The 16,274-nt window shown below is 58.1% G+C and carries 17 protein-coding genes; 12 read left to right on the forward strand and 5 right to left on the reverse strand.

What is annotated here, in order from left to right; genetic code table 11:
* The first annotated feature begins 156 nt into the window (after positions 1-156).
* Positions 157-1,146, forward strand: a complete 990-nt coding sequence (locus DY251_RS01670; RefSeq protein ID WP_116622085.1) for a BMP family lipoprotein — start codon at positions 157-159, stop codon at positions 1,144-1,146.
* Between the two features lie 51 nt (positions 1,147-1,197).
* Here DY251_RS01670 and DY251_RS01675 read toward each other — a convergent pair whose 3' ends face one another.
* A complete protein-coding gene (locus DY251_RS01675; RefSeq protein WP_116622086.1) occupies positions 1,198-1,401 on the reverse strand; it encodes a SlyX family protein in 204 nt (67 codons plus the stop codon).
* A 187-nt stretch (positions 1,402-1,588) separates the two neighbouring features.
* On the opposite strand from DY251_RS01675, the gene DY251_RS01680 reads away from it, so the two are divergent.
* Genes DY251_RS01680 through deoA form a run of 6 tightly spaced genes read left to right on the forward strand, consistent with a single transcriptional unit; the run spans position 1,589 to position 7,746 of the window.
* Positions 1,589-3,121 (forward strand): ABC transporter ATP-binding protein, encoded by a 1,533-nt coding sequence (locus tag DY251_RS01680; RefSeq protein WP_116622087.1) that lies wholly within the window; start codon positions 1,589-1,591, stop codon positions 3,119-3,121.
* Positions 3,118-4,257, forward strand: a complete 1,140-nt coding sequence (locus tag DY251_RS01685) for an ABC transporter permease (protein WP_116622088.1) — start codon at positions 3,118-3,120, stop codon at positions 4,255-4,257. Before DY251_RS01680 ends, DY251_RS01685 begins: the two co-directional genes overlap by 4 nt.
* Position 4,258: 1 nt before the next feature.
* On the forward strand, positions 4,259-5,227 hold the full coding sequence (locus DY251_RS01690; protein ID WP_116622089.1) for an ABC transporter permease: 969 nt from the start codon (positions 4,259-4,261) through the stop codon (positions 5,225-5,227).
* Position 5,228: 1 nt separating this feature from the next.
* A complete protein-coding gene (gene cdd, locus DY251_RS01695; RefSeq protein ID WP_116622090.1) occupies positions 5,229-5,621 on the forward strand; it encodes a cytidine deaminase in 393 nt (130 codons plus the stop codon).
* Positions 5,618-6,421 carry a purine-nucleoside phosphorylase gene (locus DY251_RS01700; protein ID WP_116622091.1) on the forward strand — a complete coding sequence of 268 codons (804 nt, stop codon included), beginning with the start codon at positions 5,618-5,620 and terminating at the stop codon, positions 6,419-6,421. The genes cdd and DY251_RS01700 overlap by 4 nt, the downstream gene beginning before the upstream one ends.
* A gap of 5 nt (positions 6,422-6,426) precedes the next feature.
* A complete protein-coding gene (gene deoA / locus DY251_RS01705; RefSeq protein WP_116622092.1) occupies positions 6,427-7,746 on the forward strand; it encodes a thymidine phosphorylase in 1,320 nt (439 codons plus the stop codon).
* Here deoA and DY251_RS01710 read toward each other — a convergent pair.
* Both DY251_RS01710 and upp read right to left on the reverse strand, forming a co-directional pair.
* Positions 7,740-8,294, reverse strand: coding sequence for a TIGR02281 family clan AA aspartic protease (locus DY251_RS01710; protein ID WP_116622093.1), 555 nt, complete (start codon positions 8,292-8,294; stop codon positions 7,740-7,742). The genes deoA and DY251_RS01710 overlap by 7 nt on opposite strands.
* Positions 8,295-8,407: 113 nt before the next feature.
* Positions 8,408-9,076 (reverse strand): uracil phosphoribosyltransferase, encoded by a 669-nt coding sequence (upp, locus tag DY251_RS01715; protein WP_170971392.1) that lies wholly within the window; start codon positions 9,074-9,076, stop codon positions 8,408-8,410.
* A 143-nt stretch (positions 9,077-9,219) separates the two neighbouring features.
* Between upp and ubiE the strand changes: the two genes are divergently transcribed.
* The 4 genes from ubiE to mnmA all read left to right on the forward strand — a co-directional run bounded on the left by ubiE (position 9,220) and on the right by mnmA (position 14,153).
* Entirely contained in the window at positions 9,220-9,996 is a 777-nt protein-coding gene (gene ubiE, locus DY251_RS01720; RefSeq protein WP_116622296.1) for a bifunctional demethylmenaquinone methyltransferase/2-methoxy-6-polyprenyl-1,4-benzoquinol methylase UbiE, read from the forward strand.
* A gap of 13 nt (positions 9,997-10,009) precedes the next feature.
* On the forward strand, positions 10,010-11,584 hold the full coding sequence (gene ubiB, locus DY251_RS01725) for a 2-polyprenylphenol 6-hydroxylase (protein WP_116622094.1): 1,575 nt from the start codon (positions 10,010-10,012) through the stop codon (positions 11,582-11,584).
* Positions 11,585-11,620: 36 nt separating this feature from the next.
* Positions 11,621-12,838, forward strand: coding sequence for a bifunctional phosphopantothenoylcysteine decarboxylase/phosphopantothenate--cysteine ligase CoaBC (coaBC, locus tag DY251_RS01730; protein ID WP_116622095.1), 1,218 nt, complete (start codon positions 11,621-11,623; stop codon positions 12,836-12,838).
* Between the two features lie 118 nt (positions 12,839-12,956).
* Entirely contained in the window at positions 12,957-14,153 is a 1,197-nt protein-coding gene (gene mnmA / locus DY251_RS01735; protein WP_170971395.1) for a tRNA 2-thiouridine(34) synthase MnmA, read from the forward strand.
* Here mnmA and DY251_RS01740 read toward each other — a convergent pair whose 3' ends face one another.
* Positions 14,154-15,107, reverse strand: coding sequence for a Gfo/Idh/MocA family protein (locus DY251_RS01740; RefSeq protein WP_116622097.1), 954 nt, complete (start codon positions 15,105-15,107; stop codon positions 14,154-14,156). It abuts the gene before it with no gap.
* A 265-nt stretch (positions 15,108-15,372) separates the two neighbouring features.
* Here DY251_RS01740 and sciP point away from each other — a divergent pair, with 265 nt between their 5' ends.
* Positions 15,373-15,648: a CtrA inhibitor SciP gene (gene sciP / locus DY251_RS01745; RefSeq protein ID WP_116622098.1), complete on the forward strand. Its 276-nt coding sequence runs from the start codon at positions 15,373-15,375 to the stop codon at positions 15,646-15,648.
* Between the two features lie 185 nt (positions 15,649-15,833).
* Here sciP and DY251_RS01750 read toward each other — a convergent pair whose 3' ends face one another.
* On the reverse strand, positions 15,834-16,205 hold the full coding sequence (locus DY251_RS01750; RefSeq protein ID WP_116622099.1) for a flagellar export protein FliJ: 372 nt from the start codon (positions 16,203-16,205) through the stop codon (positions 15,834-15,836).
* Positions 16,206-16,274 lie beyond the last annotated feature (69 nt).

The raw sequence follows: 16,274 nt of genomic DNA on the forward strand, positions 1-16,274 counted from the left end.
CCCATCTCTGGATTTTTCCAGAGGGTCAAAATTCCGCGTGAAATTTGCCAATGTCCGTGCCAAGGTGCGGCCAAGCGGTGGCTAAGTGCTATCCGCGAGGCTTGGTCGTGCCTTGCACGATGGGCAAATAAGAACAACCGACAGGGTGTGGATCACATGAAACGTTTTGTACTCGGCCTTCTGGCCGCTACCGCTATGGCTACCTCTGCTTTTGCTGAGGACATTCAGCCCGCACTGCTTTTCGATCTCGGCGGCAAGTTCGACAAGTCGTTCAACGAAGCAGCCTATAATGGCGCCGAGAAGTTCAAGACCGAAAGCGGCATTCCATACGTGGAGTTTGAAGTCTCCAACGCTTCGCAGCGCGAACAGGCCCTGCGCCGCTTCGCAGAAGACGGCCGCAACCCCGTGGTCATGGTCGGCTTCTCGTGGTCGGATGCGCTCACCAAGATCGCCGACGAATTCCCTGAAACCAAGTTTGCTATCATCGACATGGTGGTCGACAAGCCGAATGTGCGCTCCGTTGTTTTCAAGGAAGAAGAAGGCTCCTATCTTGCTGGTGTGATGGCAGGCATGGCTTCCAAGTCCAAGAAAGTGGGCTTCGTCGGCGGCATGGACATTCCGCTCATCCGCAAGTTTGGCTGCGGCTATGTTGGCGGTGCTAAGGCTGCCGGCGCAACCGACGTGATCCAGAACATGACGGGCGATACGCCTGCCGCCTGGAATGATCCGACAAAGGGCGGCGAGATCGCCAAATCGCAGATCGATCAGGGCGCTGACGTTATTTACGCCGCTGCGGGTGGCACAGGCGTGGGCGTTTTGCAGGCTGCTGCTGATGCCGGAAAGCTTGGCATTGGCGTCGATTCAAACCAGAACGGTCTTCTGCCGGGCAAAATCCTGACCTCGATGATCAAGCGGGTCGATGTCGCCGTCTATGATGCTTTCACCACGGCGAAGGACGGTTCGTTCAAGCCGGGCATCAACGTGCTTGGCCTTAAGGAAGACGGCGTTGGCGTCGCCATGGACGATAACAACAAGCCGCTCGTAACGCCTGAAATGACCGCTGCGGTGGATAAGGCGAAGGCCGACATTATCGCGGGCACGATCAAGGTGCACGACTACATGAGCGACAATCAGTGCCCATATTGATTGTTGGCTGAGAACTGAACGGAAAGGCCGCCGCTTGGCGGCCTTTTTGTTTTACCAGTGGGGCGGCTTGGTCGCCTCATGTCCGGGCGTCGCCTGTTCCTCGAGAGCCAGAAATCGCTCGGTCAGCGTATCCAGCTTCTTCTGCATGCGATCGATAACTTTCCATTGCTCAGCTATCTGATCGGACAATTGCTCGATGACGCGCTCCTGTTCGGCGGCGCGAACCTCCAGAAGCACAACCCGGCTGCTTTCCATGATTTGCGCTCCTCTGCATCGCTGGTCTCATGTTGCCTGTGAGTTTTTGCCAAGGCAATCACGCACCTGCTCCTACGGAAATTGACAAGCCCACAAGGAATTGTCGAAACTGCGATTGCGGGCAACGGGAACCTGCTCGCTCCGTCACCGTCCGATCAACGAGGCGGCGGCTATAATAGGGGAAAACATGGCCGAACTCGCAATTGCGCTCAGCGGCATAAACAAGAGCTTTGGCCCCGTCCACGCCAATCGCGATATTAATCTCGAAGTGCAGCGCGGTACGATCCATGGAATTATTGGCGAGAACGGCGCTGGTAAGTCCACGCTTATGTCTATCCTGTACGGTTTCTATCAGGCCGACAGTGGCGAAATCCGCGTTAACGGCAAGCCCGTGAGCATCAAGACGCCGAATGATGCCATCGCTGCGGGCATCGGCATGGTGCACCAGCACTTCATGCTGGTGGAGAATTTCACCGTTCTGGAGAACATTATTCTCGGTGCGGAAGGCGAACCGCTGCTGAACAAATCGATCGCCAAGGCGCGCTCGGAACTCGCGCGACTTGAACGCGAATATGGGCTGGAAGTCGATCCAGATGCGCTGATCGAAGAGCTTCCCGTTGGCCTGCAGCAGCGCGTCGAAATCCTGAAAGCGCTCTATCGCGGTGCGGATATTCTCATTCTGGATGAGCCTACCGGCGTGCTGACGCCCGCCGAGGCAGATCATTTGTTCCGCATTTTGAAGCAACTCAAGGAGCAGGGCAAAACGGTCATCCTGATCACCCACAAGCTACGGGAGATTATGGCTATCACCGACAATGTTTCGGTGATGCGGCAAGGCACGATGGTTGCCACGCGCGAAACCAAGGGAACGACCGTCGAGGAGTTGGCCGAACTCATGGTTGGCAGGCGCGTGCTTCTGCGCGTCCAGAAGGGAGAGGCCAATCCAGGCGAGGTGAAGCTGTCTGTGCGCAATCTCACCGTTCGGGATTCGCGCAAGGTGACGATGGTCGATGACGTGTCCTTCGACATTCGCGCGGGCGAAATTGTCGGCATTGCGGGCGTTGCGGGCAACGGCCAGTCGGAGTTGATCGAGGCCATTGCAGGAACGCGGCGCGCCGTGTCGGGCACGGTGATGCTCGATGGCAAGCCGATTGACGTGACGGGCACTGCCGACCCCGGTGAATTGCGGGATCGCGGTCTGGCACATGTGCCGGAAGACAGACACCATGTCGGCCTCGTGCTCGCCTTTGAGGAAGCAGAAAATTCAATCCTCGGCTATCAAGACAAGCCGCAATATCTGAACGGGCCATTTCTCAATTTGAAAGCCATTGAGGATGACGCCAGGGCCAAGATTCAAGCCTACGACATTCGGCCGACCAATCCGCATCTCAGGACGGCCAACTTCTCCGGCGGCAATCAGCAAAAGATCGTGCTGGCGCGCGAGATCGAGCAAGACCCCGGCGTTCTCGTTGTGGGCCAGCCGACGCGCGGCGTCGATGTCGGCGCAATCGAGTTCATCCATAAGCGTCTTATCGCCATGCGCGATGCGGGCAAGGCTGTGCTGGTGATCTCCGTGGAACTGGATGAAATCCGCTCGCTATCGGACCGCATTTTGGTGATGTTCGCAGGCCGCATCGTTGGCGAACGCGGGCCGGAGGCCACTGAAGGCGAGTTGGGCCTGCTTATGGCTGGCGTCGAGCACAAGGAAGCTGCTGAATGAGCGCCCCGTTCGCAAAACTGCCGCGTTGGGCGGATTATGGGTTGATCCCGCTCATCAACCTTTTCGTCGCTTTCATCGTTGCCGGACTGGTCGTCATGCTCGTTGGCGAAAATCCGTTCCGCGCTGCGATGATATTGGTCGAAGGCGCTTTCGGGCGCGGGCAGAACATCGCCTACACGCTCTACTATGCAACGAACTTCATCTTCACCGGGCTTGCCGTGGCCGTCGCATTCCATGCGGGATTGTTCAATATTGGCGGTGAGGGACAAGCCTACATTGCCGGGCTCGGCGTTGCGTTTGTCGCGCTGTCTCTGGACACAGTTCTGCCCTGGTATCTGACATTCCCCATCGCCATTGTAGCGGCGGCGGGTTTCGGAGCCTTGTGGGCGCTGATCCCTGCGTATTTGCAGGCTAAGCGTGACTCCCACGTCGTAATCACGACGATCATGTTCAACTACATCGCGGGCAGCCTGATGGTTTACATGCTTGTCGATGTTATCAAGCCGTTAGGTTCGATGGCCCCGCAAACACGGCCTTTTGAGGCTGGTGCGCAACTGCCCAAGCTGAACTGGATCATTGAATTGTTCGGTGCGAAAATCAGGTCAGCGCCGCTGAACCTGTCCTTCATCCTCGCGCTTATCATGGCCTATCTAGTCTGGCTGCTAATCTGGCGCACCAAGCTCGGATATGAAATTCGCACGCTGGGCTTCAGCTCCAAGGCCGCGCGCTATGCAGGCATTTCGGAATCACGCATCATCATAATTACCATGCTCATTTCCGGTGCGCTGGCAGGCATGATGGCGCTTAACCCGACAATGGGCGACCAGCACAACGTCTCGCTGGATTTCGTATCGCAGGCGGGGTTCGTCGGCATTGCTGTCGCCCTTATGGGCCGCTCGCATCCGGCGGGCATCATTCCGGCGGCGATCCTGTTTGGCGCGCTCTATCAGGGCGGCGCGGAACTCGCATTCGAAATGCCGAACATCTCGCGCGACATGATCGTGATTATTCAAGGTCTGGTGATCCTGTTCGCAGGCGCGCTCGAACACATGTTCAGGCCAACGATCCAGACATTGTTCGCGAGCCTCAGTCCAAGATCGGTCGGCCTCGCCGCCGCGAAGAAAGAGGGGGCGTGAGATGGACTTCCTCAACGCGCTCGTCCTTATTCTGGACTCGACCATCAGGCTCAGCGTTCCACTGCTCTTAGCCTGCCTTGCCGGCCTATATTCCGAACGCGCAGGCGTGTTCGACATCGGCCTTGAAGGCAAGATGCTGGCGGGCGCTTTTGCCGGAGCAGCGGGGGCCGCAGTAACGGGCTCGGCATGGCTCGGCCTGCTGTGCGGCATTCTCGTCTCGGTTGGCATGGCGTTGGTGCACGGCTTTGCGTCGATCACCCATCGCGGCAACCAGATCGTTTCCGGTGTGGCGATCAACTTCATCGCCGCCGGTTCGACAATCATTCTGGGGCAGGCTTGGTTTCAACAGGGTGGGCGTACGCCTGCACTCGGTGCGGCGCAGCGCTTTGAAGCTATCGAGCTACCGGGCGCAGCGGCGTTGCGCGATGTGCCCCTGATCGGCCAGATCTATTCCGAGCTTATTTCGGGCCACTCGCTGCTCACTTACTTTGCGTTTCTGATGGTGCCGTTTACATGGTGGGTGCTTTACCGCACGCGCTTCGGTCTGCGCCTTCGCGCCGTGGGCGAAAATCCCGCCGCTGTGGATACGGCTGGCGTATCGGTCGCTTGGCTGCGTTATCGTGCGGTCATCTGCACCGGCATTCTTACAGGCATCGCGGGATGCTATCTGTCGATGGTTCAGAATGCAGGCTTCGTGAAAGACATGACCGCAGGCAAGGGCTTCATTGCGCTTGCGGCGCTGATCTTCGCCAAGTGGAAGCCCGTCAATGCGATGTTTGCATGTCTGCTGTTCGGCTTTCTCGATGCAGCTTCGATCCGCTTGCAGGGAACCCCGATCATGGGCGTGCGCGTGCCGGTGCAGTTGATGCAGGCTCTGCCTTACATCCTCACCGTGATCTTGCTGGCAGGCTTTATCGGCAAGGCAATCCCGCCGCGTGCGGGCGGCGTGCCTTATGTAAAGGAGCGTTGAGATGAGCCGTGATCTGTTTGAAGCCGCAACGCAGGCGATGGCAAAAGCCTATGCGCCTTACTCGAAGTTTCCTGTGGGCGCAGCACTTCGCACGGAGGATGGTCGCGTTTTCTCCGGCGCGAATATCGAGGTCGCATCCTATCCGGAGGGTTGGTGCGCGGAGACCACTGCGCTCGGACATTACATTATGGGTGGCGGCGGCAAGATCACTGAGGTTGCGGTGGTAGCCGAACGCATGGCGCGCGTCACGCCTTGTGGCGGCTGTCGCCAGCGTCTTGCAGAATTCACGACCGCCGACACCAAGCTGCATTTGTGCGACGAGACGGGCGTGGTGCAAACGGTGACCATGGGCGAAATCCTGCCATTCGGTTTTCGTGGCGACATTCTTAAATGAGCGCGGTCGATGTCCTTGTTGAACGGCTAGGCGGCCTCGTGCCGACAACGGCGATCGTGCTCGGCTCTGGCTTGGGCGATCTGGTGGAATCCATAAAAAAGCCGATTCGCGTGGCCTATCGCGTCTTGCCGGGATTTCCAGTTGGTGGCGTCTCCGGTCATAGCGGCGAGGTAGTTGCCGGTTATCTGTCAGACACTCCGGTTCTGGTGCTGGCGGGCCGCGCTCACTATTACGAGCATGGCAATGCAGCAGTCATGCGGCCGGTCATAGAAGCTCTCGCCGGCGTTGGCATCACCAAGCTCTTTCTCACCAATGCAGCCGGGTCGGTCGACACGGACATGCCGCCCGGTTCATTGATGATGATCACGGATCACATCAATTTTTCCGGCTCGAACCCATTGTTCGACGAGCCGACGGATCAGCGCTTCGTCAGCATGACGGAAGCATATGATCGCAAGCTGCGCATCGCTCTGGAGCAAGCGGCAGCGGCCAGTCACACGCCGCTGCATCAGGGCATATACATGTGGTTCTCCGGGCCATCTTTTGAGACGCCTGCGGAAATACGCGTTGCGCGAATGATGGGCGCAAACGCGGTCGGCATGTCCACCGTGCCGGAGGTTATTCTGGCGCGCTTTTTCGGCATCCGCGTTGCGGCCTGTTCCGTGATCACGAACTTTGCGGCGGGAATAACCGGAGCAGAACTTTCGCATGATGAAACGCGCGAAGTCGCGCCGCGTGGTGGGGCAAAGCTAGGCCGACTGCTGCAATACTTGTTCGCATCCGGCAATCTGGATTCCTGACCGAGATGTTGCCGCAGGAAATCATACGCAAAAAGCGCGATGGCAAATCGCTTTCGCAAGAAGAAATTGCGGAGTTCGTCGCGGGTCTGACCTCTGGTGCTGTCAGCGAAGGTCAGGTCGCTGCGCTGGCCATGGCGATATTTTTCAACGGAATGAGCCGGGACGAGGCGGTGTCGCTGACGCTTGCCATGCGCGATTCGGGCGAGGTGCTTGACTGGACGGACTTGCCCGGCCCGGTCACAGACAAACATTCGACCGGTGGCGTCGGCGACAATGTTTCGTTGATGCTCGCGCCCATCGTCGCGAGTTGCGGCGCTTACGTTCCGATGATCTCCGGTCGTGGCCTTGGCCATACCGGCGGTACGCTGGACAAGATGGATTCGATCCCCGGCTATATGAGCCAGCCGCCGAACAAATTGTTTCGGCAAACCGTTATGGAGGCGGGGTGCGCAATCATCGGCCAGACTGCCGATCTGGCTCCCGCCGACAAGCGCTTTTACGCGATCCGCGATGTGACGGCGACGGTCGAATCCGTGCCGCTTATCACCGCCTCGATCCTTTCGAAAAAGCTTGCCGCTGGTCTGCAATCGCTTGTGCTTGACGTTAAGGTGGGCAGCGGCGCGTTCATGCAGCGCGCCCGCGACGCCAATGCCTTGGCGACAAGTCTTGTCGAGGTCGCAAATGGCGCAGGCCTCAAAACGACGGCTCTTATCACGAACATGAATGAGCCCCTTGCGTCCGCGGCAGGCAATGCGGTTGAGGTGGCGAACGCAGTTGATTTTCTCACTGGTCGCCGCCGCGATCCACGCTTACTTACGATCACAATCGCGCTTGCCACAGAGATGCTCATCTCTGCTGGCATCGCTTCCACCAATCAGCAGGCAATGCGGCTCGCGCGCGATGCACTGGAAAGCGGCAGCGCTGCCGAATCTTTTGCGCGCATGGTCAGTTTGCTGGGTGGCCCTGCGGACTTCATGGAAAAGATGCACAAGCACTTGCCGACGGCTCCTGTCCAGCGGGCTGTTAAGGCAGCGCAAAGCGGCTTCGTTCGCGAAATATCGACCCGTGAAATCGGCATTGCCGTTGTCGATCTCGGAGGCGGGCGCACCAGACCGCAAGACAGTGTGGACCACGCGGTTGGCCTGACTGAACTACTGCAAGTGGGGACGGAGGTTCAAAACGGTGACGCGCTGGCTATTATTCACGCGCGTTCCGAAGATGATTTTGAGCGCGCCGCCGCAAATGTGCGCGCGGCATATACAATCGGTGAACCGCGACCAGCTCCCGCCAAAAGCGTCCAGCGCAGGATCAGCGTTCGTTATTGAACAAGCAACAGGGTGTGGTCTTGCACCTGAAAGCGATCCAGACGGCGCAGAAAACTCATGCCCACAAGCGATATGTGCAGGGCGGAGTCCTGAAGGATCAGCGCTTCGACATCCTTCACGCGGATACGGCCAATTTCCATTGAATCGATCATAACGGCAGCAGCGAGTGTTTTGCCGTTAGCGGTCTGCACCTCGTGCTGGAAGTCGCTCGGCTTGAGCTTGATGCCAGCCTTTACCGCTGTGCTGACATTGATGGCAACAAGCGTGGCGCCCGTATCGACCAACGCCTTCACGTTGCGATCATTGACACGAAACTGGCTTTCGAATTGGCCTTTGGAATCCGCGGGAATAATCACTTTGCGACCAAGCGGCTGAGCCGTTGCGCGTTCGATTTCGGCGGTATTGACCGCAGCAACCGTCACGCCGTCAGAAGATGGCGTTGTGGCCCTGCGAGCAAATTGATGCAGGCCCGCGCCATCGCCACGGCTTGTCGAAAACCACGAGACAGAAAGTACGATACACGCAAATATAATTGCAAGACGAAGCATGACCCCTCCGAAACCCACGCCTTTCTACACGAAAGTCGTGGCAAAGAGGCTAATGGGAACCAGAGGTTTTTCGCGTTCCCGGTTACCAATCCTTTACGTCAGCGCGCTCTCGCCTATTTCGTGCCGTACATGCGGTCGCCAGCATCCCCGAGGCCAGGCAATATATAGCCCCTATCGTTCAACTGCCGGTCGATAGATGCGGTGAAAACCGGCACGTCGGGGTGCGCGGTCGTAAAGCGCTCAATTCCTTCAGGCGCGGCCAGCAGGCAGAGGAAACGGATATTCGTCGCGCCACGTTCCTTGAGCTTGTCGATTGCCGAAATGGCGGAATTCGCCGTCGCGAGCATCGGGTCAACCACGATGATCAGCCGATCAGCGAGATCGCTTGGCGCCTTGAAGAAATACTCGATTGCTTCCAGCGTTTCATGGTCGCGATAAAGACCGATATGCGCGACGCGTGCGGCAGGCACGAGGTCGAGCAAGCCCTCCAGCAAGCCGTTGCCCGCGCGCAGAACCGAGGCAAACACCAGCTTCTTGCCTTCCAGCGTCGGCGCTTCCATCGATTCCATGGGCGTTTCAATCTTCATGGTGGTGAGTTCGAGATTGCGCGTCACCTCATAGCCCAGCAGCAGGGAAATTTCCCGTAGCAGACGACGGAAACCCGCCGTCGAGGTATCCTTGTTCCGCATGATGCTGAGCTTGTGCTGCACCAGCGGATGATCGACAACGGTCACGTTTTTCACGGCAATCTCCAACAAATCCGGCGAACATACTAACTGCATGCGCAGCGCATGTAAGGCCTTGCGATGGCGTGGCCACAATTTTATCCCCGCGTCTGTTCACCGCGTCTTAGGTAATGGTGTGGTTGGGGACGATCGGGTATGGTCCCGCCAAAATTTGCGTGGCCAATATTAATTGGATCGACATGACTGATCAAAGAACAACTGCAAGCGGCGGGATGGAAACATCCTTTGGGTTCCGCAATGTAGAACCGGGCGAAAAGCAGCCGCTCGTCAACGAGGTGTTTCACCGTGTAGCGAAACGCTACGACTTGATGAACGACTTGATGTCGGCTGGCCTGCATCGCTTGTGGAAGGATGCGATGGTCGCGTGGCTCAATCCGCGTCCGAATCCAATCTGGCGCTCGCTGGATGTTGCAGGTGGCACAGGCGACATCGCTTTCCGCATCGTGGAGGCTTCGCGCCGTCAGGCACATGCCACTGTTCTGGACATTAATGGCTCGATGCTGGAAGTCGGCAAGGCGCGCGCGGCAAAGAAGGGTCTTTCCGCCAATGTGGATTTCGTGGAGGCAAGCGCGGAAGAGCTACCATTCGACGATGGCACCTTTGACGCCTACACCATTGCTTTCGGCATTCGCAACGTGCCGGACATCAATCTCGCTTTGCGCGAAGCACACCGTGTTTTGAAGCCGGGCGGACGCTTCCTTTGCCTTGAGTTCTCGGAAGTCGACATGCCCCTGCTCGACAAGGCGTATGAGGCATGGTCGTTCAAGGCCATTCCCGAAATTGGCAAGGTGGTAACGGGCGATCGTGACTCATACGCCTATCTGGTCGAGTCGATCCGCAAATTTCCCAATCAGCCGAATTTCGCCGCCATGATAGGTCGCGCCGGGTTCGAGCGCGTAACCTTCCGCAATTATTCCGGCGGCATTGCCGCGCTGCATTCCGGCTGGAAGTTGTGACGGGGCACGCGCAATGAGCAGTGTTGGAGCTGCCTTTCGGCTCGTTCGTGCTGGCTGGATCATGGCCCGCGAAGGCGTAATCGCAGCGCTGCCTGGCGATGAGCTCAGCGGCCTGCCAAAGCTCGGCTGGCGCATGGCGCGTTTGCTCACCCGTTGGCGTGTTCGTGGCCGTGATCGTGGCCAGCGCCTTGCGGATGCTGTTGCCCGGCTTGGCCCGTCATATGTGAAGCTTGGCCAGTTTCTAGCCACCCGGCCTGATGTCGTTGGCGCGGAAATCGCCCGCGATCTTTCCAAATTGCAGGACCGCATGGCGACTTTCCCGACATCGGAAGCTGTCGCGGCAATCGAGGCTTCGCTGGGGCGGCCCATCGATGAGCTTTATGAGGAATTTGGCGCGCCGGTTGCGGCGGCTTCAATCGCACAGGTGCACCCCGCCCGCGTGCAATATGAAAATGTTTCCGAGCGCATGGCCGTTAAGGTGATCCGTCCCGGCGTTCGCAGGTTGTTTCACCGCGATCTGGAAAGCTATTTCCTCGCTGCGCGCTTGCAGGAGCGGTTCATTCCGGCAACGCGCCGCCTGCGCCCTGTCGAGGTCACGCGCATATTGGCGCAGACGACACGCGTCGAAATGGATCTGCGGCTTGAGGCTGCGGCACTGTCCGAACTCGCGGAAAACACTGCCGGCGATCCGGGCTTTCGTGTTCCGAAGGTCGATTGGGAACGCACGGGCCGTGATGTGCTCACCATGCAGTGGATCGACGGCATCAAGCTGAACGACATCGAAGCGCTGCGCGCCACCGGACTCGACCTTGAAAAGCTGGCGGCCAATCTCGTTCAGTCATTCCTGCGCCACACTCTGCGCGACGGCTTTTTCCATGCCGACATGCATCCGGGCAATTTGTTCGTTGAGGCTGATGGCACCATTGTCGCGGTCGACCTCGGTATAACCGGGCGACTCGGCAAAAAGGAACGGCGCTTTCTGGCCGAAATTCTCTACGGCTTTATCACGCGCGACTATCGCCGCACCGCCGAAGTCCATTACGAAGCGGGATATGTGCCGCGCACCCACAGCGTCGACGCGTTTGCTCAGGCTATCCGGGCTATCGGGGAGCCGATCCACGGCCAGTCCGCTGAGACAATCTCCATGGCTCGCCTGCTCACATTGCTGTTCGAGGTGACCGAACTTTTCGACATGGAAACGCGGCCCGAACTGTTGATGTTGCAAAAAACGATGGTTGTGGTCGAAGGGGTGGCGCGCACGCTCGATCCGCATTTCAACATGTGGAAGACCTCGGAGCCCGTCGTTGGCGACTGGATCAGGAATAATCTCGGCCCTCGTGGCATGATGGAAGATGCGCGAGAGGGCGTGTCAGCGCTCGTTTCGCTGATGCGTCAGGCGCCGGACCTTGCCGCCCGCACTGAGCGGCTGTCGCGGGAAATCGACCAGATGGCCGAACACGGCCTGCGCTTCGATGAGGCAACCGCGCGCGCAATCGGCAAAGCGGAAGCGCGCAGCACGCGATCCGGGCGCATCGCGCTTTGGATCATCGCGGCTGCCGCCGTTTACCTTGCGTGGATTGTAAGCTGATAGAATGGGCGTAAAGGATCGGGTAACAGGTAACGCATGACCCTTTCGAGCAAGCGCATTTTACTCATTATCGGCGGCGGCATCGCGGCCTACAAAACGCTTGATCTCATTCGCCGCCTGCGTGAACGCGGCGCGGCTGTTCGCTGCGTGATGACCACCGCTGCGCAGGAATTTATCACGCCACTTTCTGTCGGCGCGCTTTCCGCCGACCACGTATTCACAAACCTATTTGAACGGCAGGATGAGCAGGATGTCGGCCATATCCGTCTCGCGCGGGAATGCGACCTGATCGTCGTCGCGCCTGCGACTGCGGACCTCATGGCGAAGCTCGCAAACGGCCATGCCAATGATCTGGCTTCCACGGTGCTTTTGGCGACGAACAGGCCGGTGCTTTTCGCGCCTGCCATGAACCCGAAAATGTGGGCACATCCCGCCACCCGTCGCAACCGCAAGGCGCTCGAACAGGATGGCATGCACTTTGTCGGTCCTGCGCGCGGCGAAATGGCCGAAAGCGGCGAGTCCGGCGAAGGGCGGATGTCCGAGCCGCTGGAAATCGTCGCGGCTATTGAGGCTTTGCTTGCCCCGAAGGCCGGGCCGCTGACGGGCCGCCGCATCATCGTCACCTCAGGACCGACGCATGAACCAATTGATCCGGTGCGGTACATCGCTAACCGCTCGTCGGGCAAGCAGGGTCACGCCCTTGCGGGTGCGCTGGCGAGGCTTGGAGCAGACGTACATCTCGTGTCCGGCCCCGTCACCATTCCTGACCCGCAAGGCGTGAAAACGCTGCACGTCGAGACCGCGCGGGAAATGCAAGCTGCGGTCGAAAGCCTGCTTCCGGCTGATGCAGCGATTTTCGTCGCTGCTGTTGCGGATTGGCGAACCGAAAGCGAAGCCGGTCAGAAGATCAAAAAGATTGCGGGGGAAGGGCCACCCGCGCTCCAGATGGTCGAAAATCCTGACATTCTCGCGGGCGTGGGTCATCATAAAAAACGGCCATATCTGGTTGTCGGCTTTGCTGCGGAAACACGCGAAGTCGAGCAGAACGCTACATTTAAGCTGAAGAAGAAGGGCGCAGATTTCATCGTTGCCAATGATGTAAGCCACGAGGGCGGCGTCATGGGTGGTGATCGCAACCGTGTCGCGATCGTCTCGAAAGACGGTATTGACCGTTGGCCCGATCTTACCAAGGAAGAAACCGCCGAGCGTCTGGCAAACTTGATCGCCGAGCGTTTGCGCACCGTTACCGTCTGAGCTTTTGAGGGGCATCCTTGGTTCATCGTGTGGTGGCTGGAAAACCCAAGGGTGGCAATTCCGAAGGGGTTGACCTACATTGCTTTCATTGCAAGAAAGCCGCCGACGAGCGGAAAATATAGCTATGAACAGTCTCGATCTCCCAGGGCGTCCACAGGATACCCGCATCGTGGTGGCGATGTCGGGCGGCGTAGATTCGTCCGTGGTTGCGGGCTTGTTGCACCGCGAAGGCTATGACGTGGTGGGTGTCACGCTGCAGCTTTACGATCATGGCGCTGCCGTACACCGCACCGGTTCGTGCTGTGCCGGTCAGGACATTGCCGACGCGCAACGCGTGGCAGAGACTCTCGGCATCCCGCATTATGTGCTGAATTATGAAGCCCGTTTTCGTGAGGCGGTGATCGATCCTTTCGCGGAAAGCTACGTTTCGGGCGAAACGCCGATCCCTTGCGTGTCGTGCAACCAGACTGTGAAGTTTGCTGACTTGCTACAGACCGCACGCGACCTTGGCGCTGATGCGCTGGCCACCGGTCATTACATTCGCAGCAAGGCGAATGGCGCGCATCGCTCGCTGTATCGCCCTGTCGATACGGATCGCGACCAGAGCTATTTCCTGTTTGCGACCACGCAGGACCAGATCGACTATCTGCGTTTCCCGCTTGGCGGTCTGCCGAAGTCGGCAGTGCGCGAGATGGCCGAAGAAATGGGATTGGTTGTTGCGGCAAAGCCCGACAGTCAGGACATCTGCTTCGTCCCGCAAGGCAAGTATTACGACATCATCGCCAAGCTGCGACCGACTGCCGCAACGCCGGGCGACGTGGTGCATATCGACGGACGCACACTTGGCCGGCACGAAGGCATTTTGCACTACACAATTGGCCAGCGCCGCGGCCTTGGTATTGCATCGGGCGAACCGCTCTATGTCGTGCATCTGGATGCAGAGCGCGCGCGTGTGATCGTTGGCCCGAAGGATGCGCTGGAAACGCACCGCATCTATATGCGCAATGTGAATTGGCTAGGCGACATTCCGCTCGAAAACTTGCCGCCAGAAGGCATCGAGATTTTCGCGAAGGTGCGCTCGACGCGTCCGCCGCGTCCCGCTCAGTTGCACCATGCTAATGGTGACACATGGGTTGATTTGAACGTAGGCGAGGCAGGTGTCGCGCCCGGTCAGGCGTGCGTGCTTTACAGCGACGACAGCAATGAAGCGCGCGTTTTTGGCGGTGGTTTCATTGAGCGCTCGGAGCGCAGCAGCGAAGCAGAAACCATGCTTTCGCGTCTTCGCGCCACGCCTGTTCAGGGTAACGCGGCCTGATTAGTCGTGACTAACGGTACCCGCCGTCAGGATTTTTAGCACTTCCACGGCTTCCTCGCCGCTCGTGCGCGGAGCTTCGCGCGTGCGGATACAGTGGATGAAATGTTCCAACTCGCGCGTCAGCGGCATGCCTTGCTCAACGGGAACATAGGCTGGTTCGTTGTGCGTAAAGGCCCAGTGGCCACTGTCCTGCCAAACCGCGTGGCGATAAACGGCCAGCTTGCGCTCCCACGGTTCAACATCGTCAAACACCGCCATCGCTTTGTTGCCGACCACGGTTAGCCTGCGCTCGCGATAAGGGTTTAGGCGTGAGGTAAACAGATGGCTGCGCAATCCGTTCGGAAAACGCATGTGCAAATGCGCAAAATCGCTCAGATGGTCGAGCAGCGCTGCACCTTCACCGCGTATCTCAATCGGCGCCTGACCGGTGATGGCCAGAATCATCGAGAGGTCATGCGGGGCGAGATCCCACAGCGCATCGTTCTCGGTGTGGAATTTGCCTAACCCCAGGCGGTGCGAATGGATGTAGCGCACCTCGCCAAGCTCGCCCGAGTCGATGAGCGCTTTCAGCTTTTCAAAGGCGGGGTGAAACCGCAGAACGTGGCCGACCATTAATATGCGCCCGGCTGCATGAGCCGCCGCGACCGTGCGTTCGGCATCGGCAACTGTCAGCGCTATCGGCTTTTCAACCAGCACGTCCTTGCCGTTCTCGACAGCCAGTATTGCTGATTCGGCGTGGAACTGCGGCGGCAGCGCCATGACGATCGCATCTATATCCTTGCGGGTGAATAATTCGGCTGGCGCGATGGCCTCGACGTCCTGATCGCTGGCGAAGCCTTCGGCTCGCGCCATATTTTGATCGGAGACGGCCTGCAGCGCGCCAAGAGACGCGAGGGTGCGAATGTGATTCGAACCCCAATACCCACAACCAAGAACAGCAATACGCGGCTTCATAAAAGCCCTATCAGAAAGAATTCTGGCGGACACATAACCAGCCAATTCGTCGAACTCAAGCGGCCTGACCTGTCAATAAGGTGCAGCACACAGTCATATTGCGTGAGGAAGAGATCTGCCACGGTGCCGTCAAATGGCAACCACACGTACTAACAGTTCCTTTACGAAGCTTATCAGTCGATTACCAACGACTTAGGCAATTTTTAAAGCTGTTTGTTTAGCTTGATACCTGATTGGTTCCTTTGTGTTTTGTATTGAGAGTAGCATGACCGATCTGATTAGACCGCGTGTCAAGTATGTTATTGGACCGGATGGAAGCCCGCTAACCATTGCGGATTTGCCACCATCCAACACCCGCCGCTGGGTGATTCGTCGAAAAGCGGAAGTCGTTGCGGCTGTTCGAGGAGGTTTGCTCAGCCTCGAAGAAGCGTGTCAGCGTTATAAGCTGACGACTGAAGAGTTTCTTTCCTGGCAAGCTTCCATCGAAGAATTCGGACTGGCCGGTTTGCGCACCACGCGCATCCAGCAATACCGACATTAATCCGCAATTATCAGCACCGAGATTTTGGGTAGCGGCGCGCAGGCGACCGCTCCCTATATTGAGGTTTGTTGCGCATAATCTTGCGCGACCGATAACACTGCGCGTTCCATAAACATGCGCGGAATGCAAAAAATCGACCGGCGATAGCCGGTCGATTCAAATTCCGTTTGATTCGCTGTTAACTGTTAGACGGCGTTGCGAATGTCGTGATCGTCGCGACCGCGCCCATCACGCGATTCGAGCAATTCAGCTTTTGCCAGATCGGCTTCCGCTTCCGAAAGCAATGATTCTGCGGATTTACGCTGTTCGATCAAACCCGATTGCGATGTCTTGAGATTATCACGGCGAAGCCGGGCGGCTTTTGCAAAGGTTGGATAGGCGAAGTGGTTCACATCTGTGATTCCCGCCTTTTTTTCTTCAGCCACCACCTGCATTTCCAGTTCTGTGGCCATGCGGTCGAACTCAGCGATCATCTGATCCAATTGCAGAAGCTGGCGACGCTTTTCTTCAACCTGAAAGCGCTTCAGCCTGACCAGATTTTCACGTGAGGACTTCATGTCTCGAACTCCGAAATACGCCGGTTCCGCCTTTTTGACAGCAGTCGAGCCTCCATTGGGGCCAAAGGC

Source organism: Mesorhizobium denitrificans (assembly GCF_003403035.1).
GTDB lineage: Bacteria > Pseudomonadota > Alphaproteobacteria > Rhizobiales > Rhizobiaceae > Mesorhizobium_G > Mesorhizobium_G denitrificans.